This is a genomic window from Natrinema thermotolerans, from assembly GCF_031165565.1.
Classification (GTDB): Archaea; Halobacteriota; Halobacteria; order Halobacteriales; family Natrialbaceae; genus Natrinema; species Natrinema thermotolerans.
Window position 1 is genome coordinate 3,761,453 of sequence record NZ_CP101873.1, and the last position, 17,430, is coordinate 3,778,882.

Sequence of the window (17,430 nt, forward strand, 5' to 3'; positions counted from 1 at the left end):
AGTTATGAATTCTGATTCGGCGGCCGATCGGCCACCTGTCTTCCGACCGATGGGCTCGGCTGCGAAAGGATGATTAGGGCGGCCGTGCGAGTTCCGGTATCGAATGGCCTGGGAATGCGGAATCGACGGCTGTGGATCGGTCTTCGAAGACGTCGAGTCGGCCGTCGTCCATCAGGCGACGGAACACCAGCGCCGCGAGTGTAAGGTCTGTGGCACCGTCGTCCCCGACGGCTACCTCGCGATCCGACACGCCTTCACCGAACACAGTCGCGCCGAGTACGTCCGCGCCTACGGTGCCAGCTCCGAGGCGGTCCGGGAACGCGAGGAACTGCTCGAGGAGATCGAATCGGTCGCGGACATGAAAACGATCGCGAACGAACTGAAGCGGTAACGACAATCGTCGTCCCTGCCGTGGCGTCCTCACTCTCGTCGTCCGCTCGAGCCACGTTGTATCGGCGTCAGTAGTTGTCGATAATCGCCGAGACGCAGCCGGTACTCTCCTTGTAGGAGGTATGGTCGGGGACGGCGTCGCTCACGTCGACGTCGGCATAGTTACTCGCCGTCTCCCCGTCGGAGAACCAGCCGCCGCAGTCGGCCGGTCCGCTCCCGAGTCGGGCGATGCTGTCGTTGGTCGAGTAGTAGTTGTGGACCTCGCCGGCCGAGGACTCGATAGCGTCGTCAAAGTCCCCGCTCTCACAGGGAGCGTCATCCACCTCGTAGGAGCCGATGCTGTCTGCTGTCTCGACAGTGAACGCGCCGCCGATGGCCGCGAGCGTCTCCATCTGGACGATTCCGCCCATCGAGTGGCCGAGGATGCGGATCGTCGTGTCCGGGTTCGCGTTCGTGTAGTCGCCGAGCCAAGCGGCGAAGGCGTCGCCGGTGTCTCGAGCGCTCGCTTCGGCGGAACTTGGGAGGCCGCTGTCGTCCCACGTCACGGCGGTCACGGTCTCGGTATAGCCGAGATCCCTGGCGGTCTGCTGGAAGGTCGCGGCCTCGTTGACGCTCTCCGAGGATCCCGTATAGCCGTGGACGTTGAAGACGACCTCGTCCTCGTTTTGTGGCGCGTCGTCGATGCTCGGCGTCCCATACCGGAAGTCGACCTCCATGATCTCGTCGGTGTCGGCCGCGACCGACCCCGACGCGACGCTCAACCCGGTCCCGGCGACGACCGTCGCCGCCGTCGTCCGCAGCATTCGCCGCCGCGAGAGCGTCGTATCACTGTTCCCCGCAGTCGAATCCGCGTGTGCTTCGTGAGTCATCAGTTATCGTTCGCGTTGTGGTAGCGAACGACAACCCCATTCTCGTGTCCGTCGTTACCGCTTTATCTTCGGAACTGAGCGTTTTTATTACAGGGCAGGTGGCTGGCTCGTCCCGACTAGCAGTCGATCGGTTTCGCGACCGCTGGTAAATGTCGTAGGTAGGTTGACGACGGATGTGACTCGCCCGCTCGGATTACGATGCCGGGTGCCCGCGGACAATCACCTCCGTCGTTACTGTGTCTCGCAAACTGGCGTAGAAACGTCCGCGAGGCTCACTTCGTTCGCGCCGAGCGACCCCATCCGCGACCGCTCGTTACTGTCCGTTTACGGGTGCGTCGCATCCGCTCGCATCGTCGACGAACTACCGTTCGTCGGAATCCAGCACGCGAATCTGGTCGCCCCGAACCGTCACCGGAATCGGAACCGTCGCCTCGTACAGTTCGACGGTCACCTGGTCTTTGCCTTCGTCGATTCGCTGTACCTGTGCCTTCTCGCCCTTGAACGGACCGGCGATGAGTTCGACGATGTCGCCCTCGGCGATCCCCTCGACGTCCGGCTTCGGCGAGAGGAAGTGTTCGACCTCCGAAATGTCGGACTCGCCGGGGACGATGCTGCGGGCGTGGGGAATGTCCTCGAGGACGCGGTTGAGGACGGCGTTGCCCTCGGCTTCGACCATCACGTAGGAGGTCAGCGAGTCGGGGGCCAGCGCCGCGTGGATCTCCGGCTCCTCGCGGTTGATGATCATGTCGGCGACGGTTCGTTCCTGACTCGCCGTCGTTTTGACAGCGTAGATCCCCATTAGATGCCACCACCGCCCGAGATGAACAGCATAATCGCGCCGATGATGAAGCCGACGAGGCCGACCAGGAAGATCCCCGCACCGGCGATCTTCGACACTTGGAGGAACTCCTCGGTCGTGGGTGTCGTCGCCATTTTCAACACCCGAACGTACGAGGTGAGGTCGTAGGGAACGTCCATATCTGTCTATTCACAGCGCGGGGTCTTTTATCTGTCTTTCGTGTCAGCCGAAGTGTTGCCACGAGTGCCCCCCGCTCAGCGGGCCGACTCGAGGCAGCTATCGACGTTGCACTCGACGGCCCGGCGTCCAAACCGCTCGCCCCCCAAGCGCCGCCGCATGGCTGAAGACGATACCGACAGAACCGACGAGTACGAGGCCGAACGGGAAGCCGAAATCGAAGACGAACTCGAGCGGATCGACCGCGACCCCGACGAAGTCGACGACGGCGACGGTACTCTCGGGACGCAGAACGCGCCCCGGGAGAACGCGGAGACCCTCGAGGAAGCGGAAGGCGAAGCCGAGGAGGAGTAACGCCGAACGACTCGCAGACCGCGACGAAAGCGGGTCGGAAACGGCAGTAACCGGGACGTGCCGGTTTTTGTGACCAAGATCAACGGCGATCAGGGCCGGGGGCCCGGCGGTCGCTCGCCCGGGCCCGGACCGCCCGGAATCGGGGGCCGCTGCCGTTCCGGCTCCGGCCGGGAACCAAGCGTCAGTTCGACGGTCCCCCGCTCGCCGTCGCGGACGATCTCGACCTCGACCGTCTCGTCCGGCGACGCCTCGAGCGCGAGATACGAGGAGAGTTGGTCCTGCGTGGGGATCGGCGTCCCCTCGATGGCGACGATTACGTCGCCGGTCCCGGGCCGTCCCGTTGCCGCCGGCTCGAGGACGCCGTCCGCGGGGGAGTTCGGGACGACCTCGGCGACCAGCACGCCGGTCGCCTCCTCGAGGCCGATTTCCTCGGCGACGCTCGGGCCGACCGGTCGGACTCCCACGCCCATGTAGGGATGTTCGTAGTCGCCGTCCTCGATGAGCGCGGGGACGACGCGGTTCGCCAGTTGTGCGGAGATCGCGAAGCCGATCGTCTGGCCGGCCCCGGCGAAGACGACGCCCAGCACCTCGTTGTCGAGGCTCACCAGCGGCCCGCCGCTGTTGCCGGGGTTGATCGGCGCGTCGGTCTGGATCGCGGCCGGGATCGAGAACCCGGTCGGGCTGGGAAGCGCCCGATCGAGCCCGCTGACGATCCCCTGTGAGACGGAGGCGTCGAGCCCCAGCGGGTTGCCGATGGCGAGGACTTCCTGCCCGATCACCGGCCGGAAGTCGGCCAGCGAGAGCCCGTCGGCGACATCCGGCACGTCCTCGACTTCGAGGACGGCGAGGTCGCTGTAGACGTCGGTACCGACGACGGCGGCCGTCCGCCACTCGCCGTTGTTGAACTGGAGTTCGATCCCGCCCTCACTGGCAGCCTCGACGACGTGGTTGTTCGTCAGGACGTATCCGTTCTCGAGGACGAATCCAGTACCGATCCCGCCTCGACCACCACCGTCTGGCGCGCCCATTCCGGCGACGGACACCAGTACGACGGAGTCGATCGCCGCCTCGTACACCGCCGCGTACTCGCTGTCGACGTTGGGGCCGTCTCCCGCCGCGCTCGAGTCGCCGTCGTCCTGTGCAGCGCCGGTTCCCGCCCCGCCGAGGCCCAGCGCCGCGATGGTGCTGATCGTTCCAGCCGTCCGCAAGAACCGTCGTCGCGTCCGTTCGTTCGATGGCACGCGGATAGCCACCCCGACGAGCGACATAAAACGGGAGCCGGCAGGGGCAGCCGATCGGCCCCGAACAGCAGGGTCAGGCCTCGTCGAAGAGGTCTTCGCCCTCGACCGCGTGTTCCGCAACGGCGTCCATGTCGAGCGTGACGCCCAGGCCGGGCTCCTCGGGGATCTCGATGGAGCCGTCCTCGATGACCGTCTCCTCGACCAAGTCCTCCCACCAGTCGAGTTCGTAGGAGTGGTACTCGACGGCCAGGGCGTTCGAGATGGCCGCGCCGACGTGGGCGCTGGCGACCGTCGCGACCGGCGAGGCGACGTTGTGCATCGCGACCGGGACGTAGTACATGTCCGCCAGATCCGCGATCTTGCGGGTTTCGCGCATCCCGCCGACCTTCGGCATATCGGGCGCGATGATGTCGACGGACTGCTCCTCGAGCAGGCGGCGCTGGCCGTGTTTCCGGTAGACGTTCTCGCCGACGGTGATCGGCGTCGTCGTCGACTGCGTGATTTCGCGTTGCACGTCGTGGTTCTCCGGCGGCACGGGGTCCTCGAGCCACCAGACGTCGTACTCCTCCAAGCGCTTCGCGAGCCGCTTGGCGCTGCCGCCGGAGAAACTCCAGTGGCAGTCGAAGGCCACGTCGGCGCGCGAGCCGACGCGCTCGGTGACCGCCTCGACGATCGAGGCTTTGTGTTCGATTTCGGGAGCTCGGAGGTGGCGGTTCGCGCGGTCCTTCTCGTGGCCGCTTGGCACGTCGAGGTCGAACTTCAGGGCGTCGTAGCCCAACTCCTCGACGACGCGCTCGGCCTCGTCGGCGCAGGCGATCGGATCCGCCTCTTCCTCGGTGTGGCAGTCACAGTAGACCCGGACCTCGTCGCGGTACTTGCCCCCCAGCAGCTGGTAGGCCGGCACCTCAAGGATCTTGCCGGCCAGATCGTGCAGGGCGACCTCGATGCCCGAAATCGCGGTGACCGTGACGCCGCCGATCGAGCCCTCGCCGGACATCTTCTGGACGAGGTGTTCGGTCAGTCGGTCGATGTCCAGCGGGTTCTCGCCCTGCAGGAACGGCGTCATCCGCTCGATCAGTTCCGGCGCGCCGGCACCCCAGTAGGCCTCGCCGGTGCCGACGATCCCCGCGTCCGTGTAGATCCGCACGAGCGTCCACGGGAAGTTGCCGTCGACCATCGTCGTCTGGACGTCAGTGATCTCGATATCGCGCCCGCCGCCGCGCTCGCGCGTGACTCCCATCGTCTCCGCCGAGAGGTCCCGCATCGTGTACTCGGCGTTCGGGTCGTGCAGCCTCGAGTAATCGACTCCCATAGTCGGACGTTCACTCGCACGGTAGTAATAACTGTCACCTGCGGTGGGCGGGGTTGCGCAGTCGTGCCGGACGGGACGGAGTATCCTGGCCGGTTCACGTACTGGACTCGTCCGAAACGGCGTCCGTCGCCGCTACCACCCCGTCGGGCGAGAGTGCGTACACCCCGTTCGCGTTCATGACGAGATTCGAGACGATCGAGTGCGACGACGCTTGCCACTGAGTGGAGCCGTCCGATTGCGAGAGAGCGACCAGTCCGCCGGGTGCAGCCCCGACCAACACTGACTCGGGTGTACAGACAGGGGCCGACAGCGTCGTTGACGACTCGCCCGTTCCGTCGTCGCGCGGGATCGGCGCCTCCCACGTTCGCTCGCCGGTTTCGGCGTCGAGGGCGACGGTCTGTCCGCCGGACTCGTCCGAGACGTAGACGGTCCCGTCCCGAACGGCTGGGATCGTATACCGGTCGGGCGTGTCAGTCACGCGCTCCCGCCACTCGAGGTCGCCGGTTTCCGCCTCGAGCGCGTACAGCGTTCCCTCGTTGTTCAGGACGTAGACGGCGTTGCCGACGACCGGCGACGAATACGTTTCGCCGATCACGTCGGTCGTCCAGCGGATCTCCCCCGTTCCCTTCTCGAGGGCAGTGAGCGTCCCGCCCTCGCCCGCGGTAGCGTCGATCACGAAAACCCTCTCGTCCGAGCTGCTGATACCGACTGCCGTCCACTCGGGTTCGAACGACCACGCCGGCTCGCCCGTGTCGACTGCAAACGTCTGGATTCCGCCGCCGAGTTGAAGATAGGCGAAGTCGTCGTCAACAAGCACGTCCATGAGCGGTGTACTCGCGGATGTCTTCGAGACGATGTTCCACTCATCGATATCGATCCAGTACACTGCTGATTTCGTGTGGACTCCCAACAGCGAGCAGTGGATTGCCGGATAGACACGTAACCGAGATTGCAGCGAGAGTGAGTCGACTCTACCCGACGGTATATGATACCGATGAACGGTCTTTCCCTGCTCGAGATGCCAAATAACGTACTCGTCGGTACACACAACCATTGCCCGTCCCGAAATAGAATTCACAGGCTCCCCTTCGCTTCGCAACGCGAGCTGACGCTTCATCGATTGGTCGATGGCAGCATTTCGTTTTGGATCGCGCTGGAGCGTCGGCCAAGCGGCTCGCTCACTGCACCCGTCTACTGGGATGGAGTTCGGTATCAACGGCTCATTCGAACCGACGCCACCTGTGATGGCGAGCGTTCCGTAGCCCAGTACGCTACCACCACCAAGCAGTAATGCCGCCCTCCGACGCGATATTTCGACCATATCTAACGTAAGATCAGGCAGTAAAAATCACTGGTGCAGTATCATTATACTACCTCACCGATCCATGATAGCTGATATCCGTATGTTGGTATAAACGAGAAAAACGTTTCAGAGCTATTTGTAGCTTCAGTCACACACTGTCCCAATTGAATCCTACTAATCATGTATGATAGCGAAAATACGACAGGCGACGTCAGTATCGGCTACGACTCGAGGTCGTCGGGCACGTCCTCGAGGGCGGCGTCGGTCGCTTCCATCGCGGCGAAGGCGGCCCGCTTTTCGGCCGTTCGCCGTTCGATCGCCGCCGGTCCGACGGCGAGTTCGATCCGGGTCACGTCCGCGTCGGGACTCGAGGTACCCAGCAGGGTGACGGGACCGATCTCGCGGGTGTTGCGGACGTGGGTCCCGCCGCAGGCCCGCGCGTCCCACGGCTCCGGGGAGCCGGTCGTCGCGGTGAATCGACCCGTTCGCTGGCGGTCCTTCTCGTCCTCGATCGAAACGGTTCGGACGCGGCCCTCTTCCACGGCGGCGTCGTCGGCGTGGTCGTCGAAGACGACGGCGTCACGCTCGCGGACCGCCGACACCGGCTCGTCGTCCCACGATACCGGCCGGGACTCCCAGACCACGCGGTTGACCGCCTCGTCGAGTTCGAGCAGGCGCTCGTCGTCGACCGTCGCCGCCGTCTCGAGGTCGACCCGGACCCTCTCGGGGCCGATCTCGAGGCCGGCATAAGAGCTGTCGGGAAGCAGTCGGTCGGCGACCCCGAGCAGGACGTGACTGGCGGTGTGGGCCCGCATGCAGTACATCCGGAAGGACCAGTCGACCGAACAGAGAACGCGGTGGCCGACCGAAAACGAGGGGGCGTCGGCCAGCACGTGGACCTGTTCGCCGTCGACCAGTTCGACGTCGGTGACCGCGGTGGCGGCGACTGTCCCCCTATCGGCCGGTTGGCCCGCACTCGCCCCGAAGAAGTGACTGCGCTCGAGCCAGACCCGTCGCCCGTCGATCGACGTCACCTCGGTCTCGAACCGCGTCGCGTACGGCTCCGCCGCCGCCCGTTGCCCGGTCATCGGTTCCAGTCGGTTCTCGGTCACTAAAAGTCTGCCCGCCGAGACCGTCGCCCGACGCGAGAAAAACTACCGGTCGCTTACTCCGCGAGCGTCACGTCCAGTCGCTCCTCGAGGGCGTCGATCAGGCCGCCGCCGACGCCGGCCTGGGTCGCTCGACCCTGTTCGACCGCGAGGATGTCCTTCTCGGGTGCGCCGAGTTCCTCGGCGAGTTCCTCGCGCTGGAGGCCGGCCTCCCGTCGGGCCTCGACGAGGGCCTCGCCGTAGTCCGAGACGAGGTAGGGAAGGGGGTCGTCGTCGTAGTTGGTACCCTCGCTCTCCCAGTGTTCGGAGTCGCCGTCCCAGACCGGATTGGCCTTCGCGACGTTCTGGGCCGCCTTCCGCTTGCGGTTCGGTTCGTCGGTCGAGCCCGCGTCCTGCTCGCTTCGCTTTCGGTCTCCCCCGCCGTGGGCCTTCGAATCGTCGTGTGGCGCGCAGTCAGGACAGACCTCGAGTTCCGCGCCGGCGACCGACGCGAGCGTCAGCGAGTCGCTCTCGGTACCACAGAGTTCGCAGTTCGTCCCGCCGCCACCGCCGGACGAACCGGTCGAGTATTTGGCCATGCGGACGTTTGGCATCTGCCGCATTTCAACGGTTCGGTAGCGTACACGCCGTCGCGACGGACACGGGCCGCGGGGGATTCCGTCGGTCAATCAGCGCCCGAACCGTTTCCTGATCGTCGCTCGCAACGGCAGCCCCAGCCCGCCGAGCAACGGTAGGACGACGACCGCCGCGATGTCGAGCGGGAGGCTGGCGACGCCCGCTGCCGCCGCGCCGACGGCCGCGAGCGGCGCGAGGACGGGCAGGACGTAGAGATACGACGGCGTCCACCCCGGGCCGCGTCGCGTGTGTCGGACGACGACGCCGAACAGCAGCGGCATGAGGACCGCACCGGCAAGCAGCGGGCCGCCGATCAGCGTCGTCGGCACCGCCACCGACAGCGCGACGACGATCGTCTCGTCGATCGTCACCGGTCCCCAGGTCTCCTCCCGGCGGACGACCCGGGAGACGAGCAGTCCGAGGGCGGCGAGGGCGACGACGCCCACCAGCGCGCCGTACCACAGCGGCCGCTCGAGGGGCGGGGTCACGACCTCGAGACCGCGCATGAACGCGACGGTCGTCTCGACGCCCCCACGGTCGGCCGAGAGCGCGGTCCAGAGCCCTTGCGGGTCGGCACCGATCCCGGCCAGTTCGGCCCGGAGCGAGCGAAGCGCGCCCTCGTTCGCGAGCGCGAACTGGACGAGGCCGGCGGCGTAGACGATCACCGACAGCCAGAGCAGCGGCAGCGAGACGTTCCGTCGCCGCCACCAGCGGGCGATCGGATTGGCCGTCGACCCGTCGTCACTGTCGGTCGTCTGTGATCGATCGGTACCGCCGGCAGTGTTACCCGATCCGCCGGTCCGACTGCTCGTTCCCGAACCCGTCCCGCCGCCGGTCCCCGTCGCGGTTCCGGTGGCGGTCGCACTCGAGGCGTCGGCCGTCGCGCCGGCTGCTGACGTGTCCGTACTCGAGGCAGCGCCACCGGTTCCGGCGGCCGAGCTAGTGGCACTCGTACCGGCGCTCGAGGTCGACGTCGAACCGTGACTCGAGGTCCCGGCGCTACTGCTCGCGGAGCCGGCCGCCGACGCGCCGGCGGCCGACGCCGACGCGGAGGCCGTCTCCGACTCCGAGTAGCTCACCTCCGTTCCCTCGTCGTCGCCGTCGTCGCTCTGCCAGACGTCGGGTGAGGGGAGGCCGCTGGTCCGTTTGGCGACGTAGTCCTCGTGGCCCAGTCGGTCGTAGGCCTGTCGTTCGACGGGATCGCCGAGGATGTCGTAGGCGGTCTTGACTGCGGTGAACTGCGCCTGTGCGCGGTCGTCGTCGTTCACGTCAGGATGATAGACACGGACCTGCTCGCGGTAGGCGTCCTTGATCTCGTCCTGATCGGCGTCGGGCGAGATCTCGAGCAGATCGTAGAAGTCCTCTGTCATATGAGCGTAGGGAAGTGTAGTCTGTCCCCGAGTTGTGGGGGAGGGGTTATAGTTTCAATGTTATTGCCGATCCGAGCGGAGGCTCGGTCTCGAGCGCCGAGTGCGTTGTGGCCGCCGCCGGTCGGATCGGACGCGGACGGGCAGTCACGAGAAGTCCGCGAGCGACGACTGTCCGCTCGAGCGATCGCCGCCGAGCGCCCCCGGTTCCGGCTCGTCGTCGGTTGTGTCGGCAGTTGATTCGTCGTCGGTCGGCTCGAGGTTCGACCCCCCGTCGGCATCGTTCCCGCCCCCTTCCCAACTCTCGAGGCTGGCCTGATCGGCGGCCGCGAACTCGAGGTTGGCGACGCGGACGCCGACCTTGCGGACGGGTTCGGACTCGAACTCGGTGAAGAGATCGCGCGCGACGCGGTCGACCAGTTCGGGGTCGTCGACGGGGCCGGGGAGGGATCGCTCGCGCGTGTTCACGTCGTACGGCGGCGTGACCGCCTTGACGCCGATGGTTCGGTACAGCGCACCCTCCCGGCGGGCGCGGTCGGCGACGGCGGCCGCGAGCGTCTCGATCTGGTCGTACTTCGGCTCGGGTTCCGCGACGGCCTCGGCGAAGGCCGACTCCCGCGAGAAGCTCTTGGGGTCGCCCTTGGGCTCGACGCGGCGGTCGTCGTCGCCGCGTGCGCGGTCGTACAGTTCTCGGCCGCGCTCGCCGAACCGCTCGACCAGCGGCTCCGGGTCGGCCGCCGCCACGTCGCCGGCCGTCTCGAGGCCCATCTCCCGAAGCTCGCGGGCCGTTACCGGGCCGACGCCGTGCAGCAGGTCGACCGCGAGCGGGGCGAGAAACTCGCGGATCTCGTCGGGTCGGACGACGGTGAGGCCGTCGGGTTTGTCGAAGTCGCTGGCGATCTTGGCCGTACTCATCGTCGGCGCGACGCCGACGCTGACGGCCACGCCGACTTCCCGGCGGATGCGGTCCTTGATATGCCGGGCGAAGCCGTCGGCGACCTCCCACGCCGTCCGCTCGGTCACGTCGAGGTAGGCCTCGTCGATGCTGACCTCCCGGACCACGTCCGCGCAGTCGTGGAGGATCTCCCGGACGTCGGCCGCGACCGACTCGTAGTAGTCCATGTCGACGGGGCGGTAGTGGCCGGTCTCCTCGCGGTCCGTCCCCCCGTCGAGGTCGCCGACCTCGTGCGCCGCGCGTCTGGGCAACCGCTCGAGGGCCGTCGAAATCGCTTGGGCGCTCTCGACGCCGAACTCGCGGGCCTCGTAGCTGGCGGTGGCGACGGCACCGACGGTCTCGCCGGGTTCGTACCCCATGCCGACGACGACCGGCTCGCCCCGGAGTTCGGGCTCGCGCAGCCGCTCGCAGGAGGCGTAGAAACAGTCGGCGTCGACGTGACAGACGATCCGGTCCTCGTCGGCCTCGCGCTCGACGCCCGGCAGCCGGGGCCCGTCGGACATTCGTCTACCGGTCGATTCGTCCGGACCGACGTGAACGTTGCGCCCGCCGTCGGCGGCCGCGGTCCGCCCGGATCGACGCCGCTACAACTCGTAGGCCATCATCGCCTCATCGACGTACTCGCCGTCGATCGTGTAGTGGTCCTTGCGGATCGCCTCGGTGTCCCAGCCGTGGACGGTCAGGAACTCGAGCGCGGTGTCGTTGACGACGGGGACGCTGTTGTAGAGCTTCCGGTAGCCGTTGGCCTCGGCCCACTCGATCCCGCGTTGCAGGAGGGTACTCCCGATTCCGTGGCCCCGGTAGGCCTCGCGGACGCCGACGGTCTGCTGGGCGACCTCCCGGACCGGCTCGAGCCGGTGGAGATCGAGGTGCGTCCAGCCGACGACCGCGCCGTCGACGGTCGCGACGAAGAACTGGCGGGTCTCGATCGCGGTGTGTCTTGTGACGGTGTCGTCGGAGAGCAGTTGCTCGGCGACCGTCTCGGCGACGACGTAGGTCTCCTCGGCCGTGACGTCCCTGATCGTCTCGACCAGCCCGTCGAAGTCGTCCTGTCTGGCGGGGCGGACGGTGACGGTGAACTCGTCCAACTCGTGTTTCTCGACGGCCCCGAACTCGAGCGCGAGTCGGAGGGTCCCGCCGTCCTCCGCGAGATAGCCGTCCTGCTTTAGCTCCTCGAGACGGGTCTGGAACTCCTCGACCGGGAGGGAGACGATCTCGCGCAGTTTGTGCCGTTCGACGGTCCCGTGGCGCTCGACGTACTCGTAGAGACGCCGGCTGGCCTCGGAATTAAACGTCGGCCGCTCGAGCGCATCCATACGACCGATACGGGGGACCGGCGCTTATTCCTTGCCCATTGGTGTCGATTAGCACGATAATCCAGTCAGAAACGCCGAACGGACCCGGTAGCGTCGTCAGTTGTACTCCCGCCACCGATTCCCGCACTCGGTACACTTGAAAAAGCGCGTCGGCGGCTCGTCGGCCGACGCGGTCTGTTTGAGCGTGTACCACGCTTCTTCGGCACCGCACTCGTCACAGATCACGTCGTTTGCCTTCGGTTTCCCCTCGAAGTTGGCGTTCTCGTCGGATTCGATCACGTCGTCGTCGGTCTGGGACTCCGTCGTGACGAAGGCGTCTTCCTGCTCGCGGTCGCGTTCGCTCGAGGCCCCGCAGTCGTCGTTCGTACAGACCATGCGGTCACCGCGAGCCTTCATCATCGAGCCGCAGTCGTCGCAGAATTGCATACCCGGCCGGTACGTGCCCGAGCGGCAAAAACACTCGAGATCGGCGGGTCACCGCTCCCGGTCGCCCGCCTCGTCCGCGAGGACGAACGGACAGTCCGCGACCCGGACCGTCTCGATCGTCGGCACCGCCAGGATCTCGGCGTCCGCGTGGGTGCAGGCGACGTCGGGCGGCTCGGTGAGGTATTCACACCCCTGACAGTAGGCTCGCTTGTCGACCTCGCGGACCTCGCTGTCGTCCGCGTCCGTCGGTGCCGGCAGATTGTCGCCCTCGAGTTGCTCCCAGAGTCGGTCGGCGTCGATATCGGCGGTGTCCTGCCGATCGAATAGGTCGTCGAACTCGGTCGTCTCAGAGGCGCTGTCGTCCGGTTCCGCGACGGTCGAGGCGAGGTCATCGGGAGGATCGGCATGGTCGTCCGATTCGGAATCGTCGGACTCGAGCGGAGCCGCGTCCGCGTCGTGAGTGATCTCGATTCCGGCGTCTCCGTCCGCGGATTCAGCTCCGGCATCCGTCTCGAACTCGCTCTCGTCGTCTCCGGTGTCGTCAGTCATCGGACTCACCGCCGGTCTCGGGGCCGGTGTCGTCGTTGTGCGTCGCCACTGCCGAGTCGGTCGATTCGGCCGTCGGCGTCGGGTCGTCGTCGGTCGCGACCGCGGCCGCAGCGGTCACCAGCCGCCGACAGATCTCGTCACGACTCTCGCCGCGCCGGGCGGCTTCGTCGGCCAGCCAGTCATCGGCCTCGTCGGGGACGGCAAAGGAAACGGCGCGCTCATCGTGGTTTCGGCTGGACATCTGTCCGTACTTGGGATATCGAGCGTATAAGCGTTGGTCCGAACTCGAGGGGGAGCCGCGCCGCCGGTCACCTGATCTTGCGGACGTTGCTGATGTCGAAGCCGCCGTCGTGGATCTCCGTCTCGAAGCGGACGATGTCCTCGTCCTCGAGCCGGGAGAGGACGCCCCGGAACTGCTCGACGACGAGGGTGCGGGCGCGTTCGGAGCCGCCGCTTTCCCACTCGAACAGCAGCGTGCCGTCGGTAGCCTCCTTGAGCCGGCCGAGTTCCGTCGGCCCCAGCAGTTCGGCGTTGACCAGCAGGAGGATGACGCCGCCCCAGCGATGTGAGGCGCGTTTGAGTCCCTTCAGCAGGACGGTCAGGTCCGACCAGTTCAGCCGATCATCGGCCGCCGCCACGAGATCGGTGAGCGAGTCGATCACAACGAGGTTGTCGGTAGCGTGGTCGGTCAGGTACTCGCCCAGCGCCTCGAGGACGTCAGTACGTTCGTTGTGGCTGCCGAGTTCGGTGATGTCGGCCATCCCGTCGGCGTACCAGTCGGTCGGCACCGGCGTCAGCTGGAAGTACTCCTCGGCGAGTTCGACGAACCGGACGTCGTCCATCCCCGCGTCGACGAGGGCCTCGTCCATGACGAACTGCATCTCGTCGACGACGGCGCTCGGTTCGTCGGTAAACGAGACGTAGTGGACGTCCTCGGGGAGGGTCACGTCGGATGCGAGGTCGCCGTAGTAGAGGTCGAAGAGATCGGGGTCGGCCTCGACGAGCCCGTTCAGCACGGCGCTGGTGTAGCAGAACTCCCGCGCGCCGGCACCGGACTCGCCGGCCAGTAAGACGACGCTGCCGGTTGGCGCGCCGCCACCGATCATCCGATCGAGCCGCGAGACGCCCAGCGGCATCCGTTTCATACGGGGTCGTTCGCTCGCGTCCCTTTACCGGTTGCGGCCGACCGTTTGCGCTCCGCTCCCTCGCGTCGCTCGTTTCACTCGCTTCAGGTCGGTCGTCGGCCCGCTCGCTCATTGACTCGCGGCCGTCGGCCGCTCGTCTTACCGCAGCGCGTAGCGCCGCGGTTTCGTTCGCTCGCGGTGACAATATCTCCATCACTATCGGCGACCGACATCCGTCTCGACTCGAGCCCCACTCTCGGCCGCTTCGGCGAGGATCACGCGACCCTCGAGCCCGCGGTCCGCGAGCGCGTCCCGAGCCGCGGCCGCAGCCTCCCCGGCGTGGGGGGTATCGGTCACGCCGTAGACGACCGGGCCCCACGAGGACTGGCCGACGCCCGAGAGGACCGGGCAGTCCTCGAGCGCGTCGACGAGTTCGCCCGCGGGCGGCCGGAAGACCCCGCCCTGTGCGTCGGCGTACCAGGCACCGTTCTTGCGGCCGATCTCGGCGACGGCCTCGCCGAAGGGCTCGAGGCTGCCGCCGGCCGCGGCGGGCAGCAGTTTCCGGGTGACGACGCCGGCGATCTCGTCGGCGATCGCGGGGTCGGCCCGCTCGACGACCGCGCGCATGCTCTCGTCCTCGTCGTCGCCGCTGCGGCCGGGCTCGGCGTCGGGGACGACGACCAGAAAGCGCCAGTCATCGGGCAGGTCGTGGCGGGCGACGACTGGCGGCACCGTCCAGTCACCCTCCGCCGGCGGCTCCGTGGTAAAGCGGTTCGTCGGGTGGCCGGCGTCGACGACGAACCCGCCACTCTCGAAGGTCGCGACGCCGACGCCGCTGCGGCCGCCCCGCCCCATCGCGGGCGCGTTCTCGCGGACCCGCGGCTCGAGTCCGTGGGCCCGTGCCGTCGCCGTCAGCACTGCCAGCGCGAGTTGGGTGCCGCTCCCGAGGCCGACGTGGCGCGGCAGCCGCTCCTCGAGTGCCACCGCGACGCCGGGAAGGTCCAGCACGTCGACGGCACGGCGGGCGTACTCTCCGACCAGCGGGTCGTCGGTCGCGACCTCGGTGGCGGGCTCGGCGGTGACGGTCGCCCGCGGCTCCGCGAGCCCGACGCCGATGCCCCCGTAGAGCCGCCCGCGGGCAAGCGACAGGTTCTGGAAGCCGACGTGGAGTCGCGCCCCGGTGCTGACGGTCGCGCTCGGCATGATCGTGGCCTCGCTACGGAGCCCCCCGGCAAGGGGGTTTCGACGGTGGCAACGCCTGACGATGGCTCTGACGGACCACTCGACGGGACCGTGGACTCGAGGGCAGCGGGACACAGCCGATACCGATTCCGCGGACACGCTTCCACGATGGCGCGTCCCGACGCCTCGGTAATCGTGCCAGCCTGTGACGAGGCCGACCTCTCCCTGCGGCTGCGCCGCGAGGAAACGGTCGTCTACGATCCGACCTGTCCCGTCGGCAGGAGCGGGTCGACTACGCGGGACTGTTCCTGACGTATCCGGTCGGCGACCTCGAGTACGTCCTGCCATGACGGTCGCCGACGCGGGACTATAGTTGCCGCTGAAAGTCATTGCACACCTGATCACACGACAGCGCTGCGATCAGTGTGTCAATCGTTTCAGCGGCTCCTATCCTTTTGAGCGCGTGAGTCCCTGCGTCGGTTCCGGTCCGTCGCTGCTCGCAGCCGTTGGCCTCGCGGACGAACGTATTCGGCTTTTTCCGAGTTTCCGAACCATTGGCCGAGAAAGGGTAACTTATACCGTTTCGATGCGACGTGAGACCATGAGCAGCGATACCGAATTCGACTACGGCAAGGACGAGGAGTTACGTAGTCGCGAGGTGACCGAGGGCGCGGACAAGGCCCCACACCGCGCGATGTTCCGTGCGATGGGGTTCGACGACGAGGACTTCGGCGCGCCGATGATCGGCGTTCCAAACCCCGCGGCCGACATCACGCCGTGTAACGTCCATCTGGATGACGTCGCCGACGCCGCCCTCGAGGGCGTCGACGACACCGGCGGGATGCCGATCGAGTTCGGAACGATCACGATCTCGGACGCCATCTCGATGGGGACCGAGGGGATGAAGGCCTCGCTGATCTCCCGGGAAGTGATCGCCGACTCCGTCGAACTGGTGTCGTTCGGCGAGCGCATGGACGGGCTGGTCACGATCGGCGGCTGTGACAAGAACATGCCCGGAATGATGATGGCCGCCATTCGAACGGATCTCCCCAGCGTCTTCCTCTACGGCGGCTCGATCATGCCCGGCGAACACGAGGGCCGGGAGATCACCGTCCAGAACCTCTTCGAGGGCGTCGGTGCCGTCGCCGACGGCGAGATGAGCCCGGACGAACTCGACGAGATGGAGCGCAACGCCTGCCCCGGCGCGGGCTCGTGTGGCGGCATGTTCACCGCCAACACGATGGCCTCGATCTCCGAGGCGATCGGCTTCGCACCGCTTGGTAGCGCCAGCCCGCCCGCCGAAGCCGAGTCGCGCTACGAGGTCGCCCGCGAGGCCGGCGAGATCGCCGTCGAAGCCGTCGAAGCGGGGCGGAAACCCTCCGACTTCCTCAGCGAGGCCTCCTTCGAGAACGCGATCGCCCTGCAGGTCGCTGTCGGCGGCTCGACCAACGCCGTCCTCCACCTGCTGGCGATGGCCGCCGAGGCCGGCGTCGACTTAGACATCGAGACGTTCAACGAGATCAGCGCCCGCACGCCGAAGATCGCCAACCTCCAGCCCGGCGGCAAGCGCGTGATGAACGACCTCCACGAGGTCGGCGGCGTGCCGGTCGTCCTGCGCGAACTGCTCGAGGCCGACCTGCTCCACGGCGACGCGCTGACGGTCACCGGCGAGACGATGGCCGAGGCCATCGAGCGGGTCGATCCGCCCGCGATTTCGGATCTCGACGCCGACTTCCTGCATACCGTCGACGACCCGATCCACGAGCGCGGCGCCATCCGCATCCTCACCGGCAACCTCGCGCCCGAGGGGGCGGTCATCAAGATCACCGGCGAGGACCACCTCCACCACGAGGGACCGGTCCGGATCTTCGAGCGCGAGGAGGAGGCCATGGCCTACGTCCAGGAGGGTAACGTCGAATCCGGCGACGTCATCGGGATCCGCAACGAGGGTCCCCGCGGCGGTCCCGGCATGCGCGAGATGCTCGGCGTCACCTCAGCCGTGGCCGGCCAGGGCCACGCCGAGGACGTCGCGCTCTTTACCGACGGCCGCTTCTCCGGTGCGACCCGCGGGTTCTCTATCGGCCACGTCGCCCCCGAGGCGGCGGCCGGCGGTCCCATCGCCGCCCTCGAAGACGGCGACACGATCACCATCGACATCGACGACCTCGAACTCTCCGTCGACCTCTCCGACGAAGAGATCGAGCAGCGACTCGCGGACCGGGAACAGCCCGACCGCCAGTACACCAGCGGCGTGCTGGCGAAGTACGGGCAGGCCTTTGGCTCCGCGGCCAACGGTGCCGTGACCAACCCCGGCGTCAAAGACGAGTAGCGGCCGCAACCGG

At 67.2% G+C, this 17,430-nt stretch carries 20 protein-coding genes; 4 read left to right on the forward strand and 16 right to left on the reverse strand.

The genetic code is table 11. The features are described from left to right. Positions 1-103 precede the first annotated feature (103 nt). Positions 104-391: a DUF7565 family protein gene (locus NP511_RS19320; protein ID WP_006180676.1), complete on the forward strand. Its 288-nt coding sequence runs from the start codon at positions 104-106 to the stop codon at positions 389-391. Positions 392-458: 67 nt separating this feature from the next. Here NP511_RS19320 and NP511_RS19325 read toward each other — a convergent pair whose 3' ends face one another. From NP511_RS19325 to NP511_RS19335, 3 genes are all read right to left on the reverse strand, one after another. Next, positions 459-1,259 (reverse strand): alpha/beta hydrolase, encoded by an 801-nt coding sequence (locus NP511_RS19325; protein ID WP_049966735.1) that lies wholly within the window; start codon positions 1,257-1,259, stop codon positions 459-461. Between the two features lie 361 nt (positions 1,260-1,620). Further along, positions 1,621-2,058, reverse strand: coding sequence for a transcription elongation factor Spt5 (locus tag NP511_RS19330; protein ID WP_006180674.1), 438 nt, complete (start codon positions 2,056-2,058; stop codon positions 1,621-1,623). Next, positions 2,058-2,237: a protein translocase SEC61 complex subunit gamma gene (locus tag NP511_RS19335; protein WP_006180673.1), complete on the reverse strand. Its 180-nt coding sequence runs from the start codon at positions 2,235-2,237 to the stop codon at positions 2,058-2,060. Before NP511_RS19335 ends, NP511_RS19330 begins: the two co-directional genes overlap by 1 nt. A 157-nt stretch (positions 2,238-2,394) precedes the next feature. Between NP511_RS19335 and NP511_RS19340 the strand changes: the two genes are divergently transcribed. Next, entirely contained in the window at positions 2,395-2,589 is a 195-nt protein-coding gene (locus NP511_RS19340) for a hypothetical protein (RefSeq protein ID WP_006650767.1), read from the forward strand. A gap of 89 nt (positions 2,590-2,678) precedes the next feature. Here the strand turns inward: NP511_RS19340 and NP511_RS19345 are convergent, their stop codons facing one another. The 13 genes from NP511_RS19345 to NP511_RS19405 form a co-directional block, all read right to left on the reverse strand. Then, complete coding sequence (locus tag NP511_RS19345; RefSeq protein ID WP_049966736.1) at positions 2,679-3,857, reverse strand: S1C family serine protease; 1,179 nt, start codon at positions 3,855-3,857, stop codon at positions 2,679-2,681. Between the two features lie 46 nt (positions 3,858-3,903). Continuing rightward, positions 3,904-5,142, reverse strand: coding sequence for a mandelate racemase/muconate lactonizing enzyme family protein (locus tag NP511_RS19350; protein WP_049966737.1), 1,239 nt, complete (start codon positions 5,140-5,142; stop codon positions 3,904-3,906). 94 nt (positions 5,143-5,236) lie between these two features. Continuing rightward, positions 5,237-6,028 carry a PQQ-binding-like beta-propeller repeat protein gene (locus NP511_RS19355; RefSeq protein ID WP_049966738.1) on the reverse strand — a complete coding sequence of 264 codons (792 nt, stop codon included), beginning with the start codon at positions 6,026-6,028 and terminating at the stop codon, positions 5,237-5,239. Between the two features lie 638 nt (positions 6,029-6,666). Then, positions 6,667-7,533: an alanyl-tRNA editing protein gene (locus NP511_RS19360; protein WP_049966928.1), complete on the reverse strand. Its 867-nt coding sequence runs from the start codon at positions 7,531-7,533 to the stop codon at positions 6,667-6,669. 77 nt (positions 7,534-7,610) lie between these two features. After that, entirely contained in the window at positions 7,611-8,132 is a 522-nt protein-coding gene (locus tag NP511_RS19365; RefSeq protein WP_049905944.1) for a helix-turn-helix domain-containing protein, read from the reverse strand. Between the two features lie 90 nt (positions 8,133-8,222). Next, positions 8,223-9,539 (reverse strand): J domain-containing protein, encoded by a 1,317-nt coding sequence (locus NP511_RS19370; RefSeq protein WP_049966739.1) that lies wholly within the window; start codon positions 9,537-9,539, stop codon positions 8,223-8,225. 144 nt (positions 9,540-9,683) lie between these two features. Continuing rightward, a complete protein-coding gene (locus NP511_RS19375) occupies positions 9,684-10,994 on the reverse strand; it encodes a DNA polymerase Y family protein (RefSeq protein WP_049966740.1) in 1,311 nt (436 codons plus the stop codon). 81 nt (positions 10,995-11,075) lie between these two features. Further along, the gene (locus tag NP511_RS19380; RefSeq protein WP_049966741.1) at positions 11,076-11,807 is read right to left on the reverse strand and encodes a GNAT family N-acetyltransferase; all 732 of its coding nucleotides are present in this window, start codon (positions 11,805-11,807) and stop codon (positions 11,076-11,078) included. Between the two features lie 96 nt (positions 11,808-11,903). Further along, positions 11,904-12,233, reverse strand: coding sequence for a transcription factor S (locus NP511_RS19385; RefSeq protein WP_006180664.1), 330 nt, complete (start codon positions 12,231-12,233; stop codon positions 11,904-11,906). A 48-nt stretch (positions 12,234-12,281) separates the two neighbouring features. Then, the gene (locus NP511_RS19390) at positions 12,282-12,782 is read right to left on the reverse strand and encodes a DUF8135 domain-containing protein (protein WP_049966742.1); all 501 of its coding nucleotides are present in this window, start codon (positions 12,780-12,782) and stop codon (positions 12,282-12,284) included. After that, positions 12,775-13,023, reverse strand: a complete 249-nt coding sequence (locus NP511_RS19395) for a hypothetical protein (protein WP_049966743.1) — start codon at positions 13,021-13,023, stop codon at positions 12,775-12,777. The genes NP511_RS19390 and NP511_RS19395 overlap by 8 nt, the downstream gene beginning before the upstream one ends. Before the next feature lie 67 nt (positions 13,024-13,090). After that, the gene (locus tag NP511_RS19400; RefSeq protein WP_049966744.1) at positions 13,091-13,927 is read right to left on the reverse strand and encodes an RAD55 family ATPase; all 837 of its coding nucleotides are present in this window, start codon (positions 13,925-13,927) and stop codon (positions 13,091-13,093) included. Positions 13,928-14,122: 195 nt separating this feature from the next. Further along, a complete protein-coding gene (locus NP511_RS19405; protein WP_049966745.1) occupies positions 14,123-15,109 on the reverse strand; it encodes a beta-ribofuranosylaminobenzene 5'-phosphate synthase family protein in 987 nt (328 codons plus the stop codon). A gap of 147 nt (positions 15,110-15,256) precedes the next feature. Between NP511_RS19405 and NP511_RS19410 the strand changes: the two genes are divergently transcribed. Continuing rightward, a complete protein-coding gene (locus NP511_RS19410; RefSeq protein WP_158413764.1) occupies positions 15,257-15,400 on the forward strand; it encodes a hypothetical protein in 144 nt (47 codons plus the stop codon). Positions 15,401-15,689: 289 nt separating this feature from the next. Further along, positions 15,690-17,417 carry a dihydroxy-acid dehydratase gene (ilvD, locus tag NP511_RS19415; protein WP_049966746.1) on the forward strand — a complete coding sequence of 576 codons (1,728 nt, stop codon included), beginning with the start codon at positions 15,690-15,692 and terminating at the stop codon, positions 17,415-17,417. Positions 17,418-17,430 lie beyond the last annotated feature (13 nt).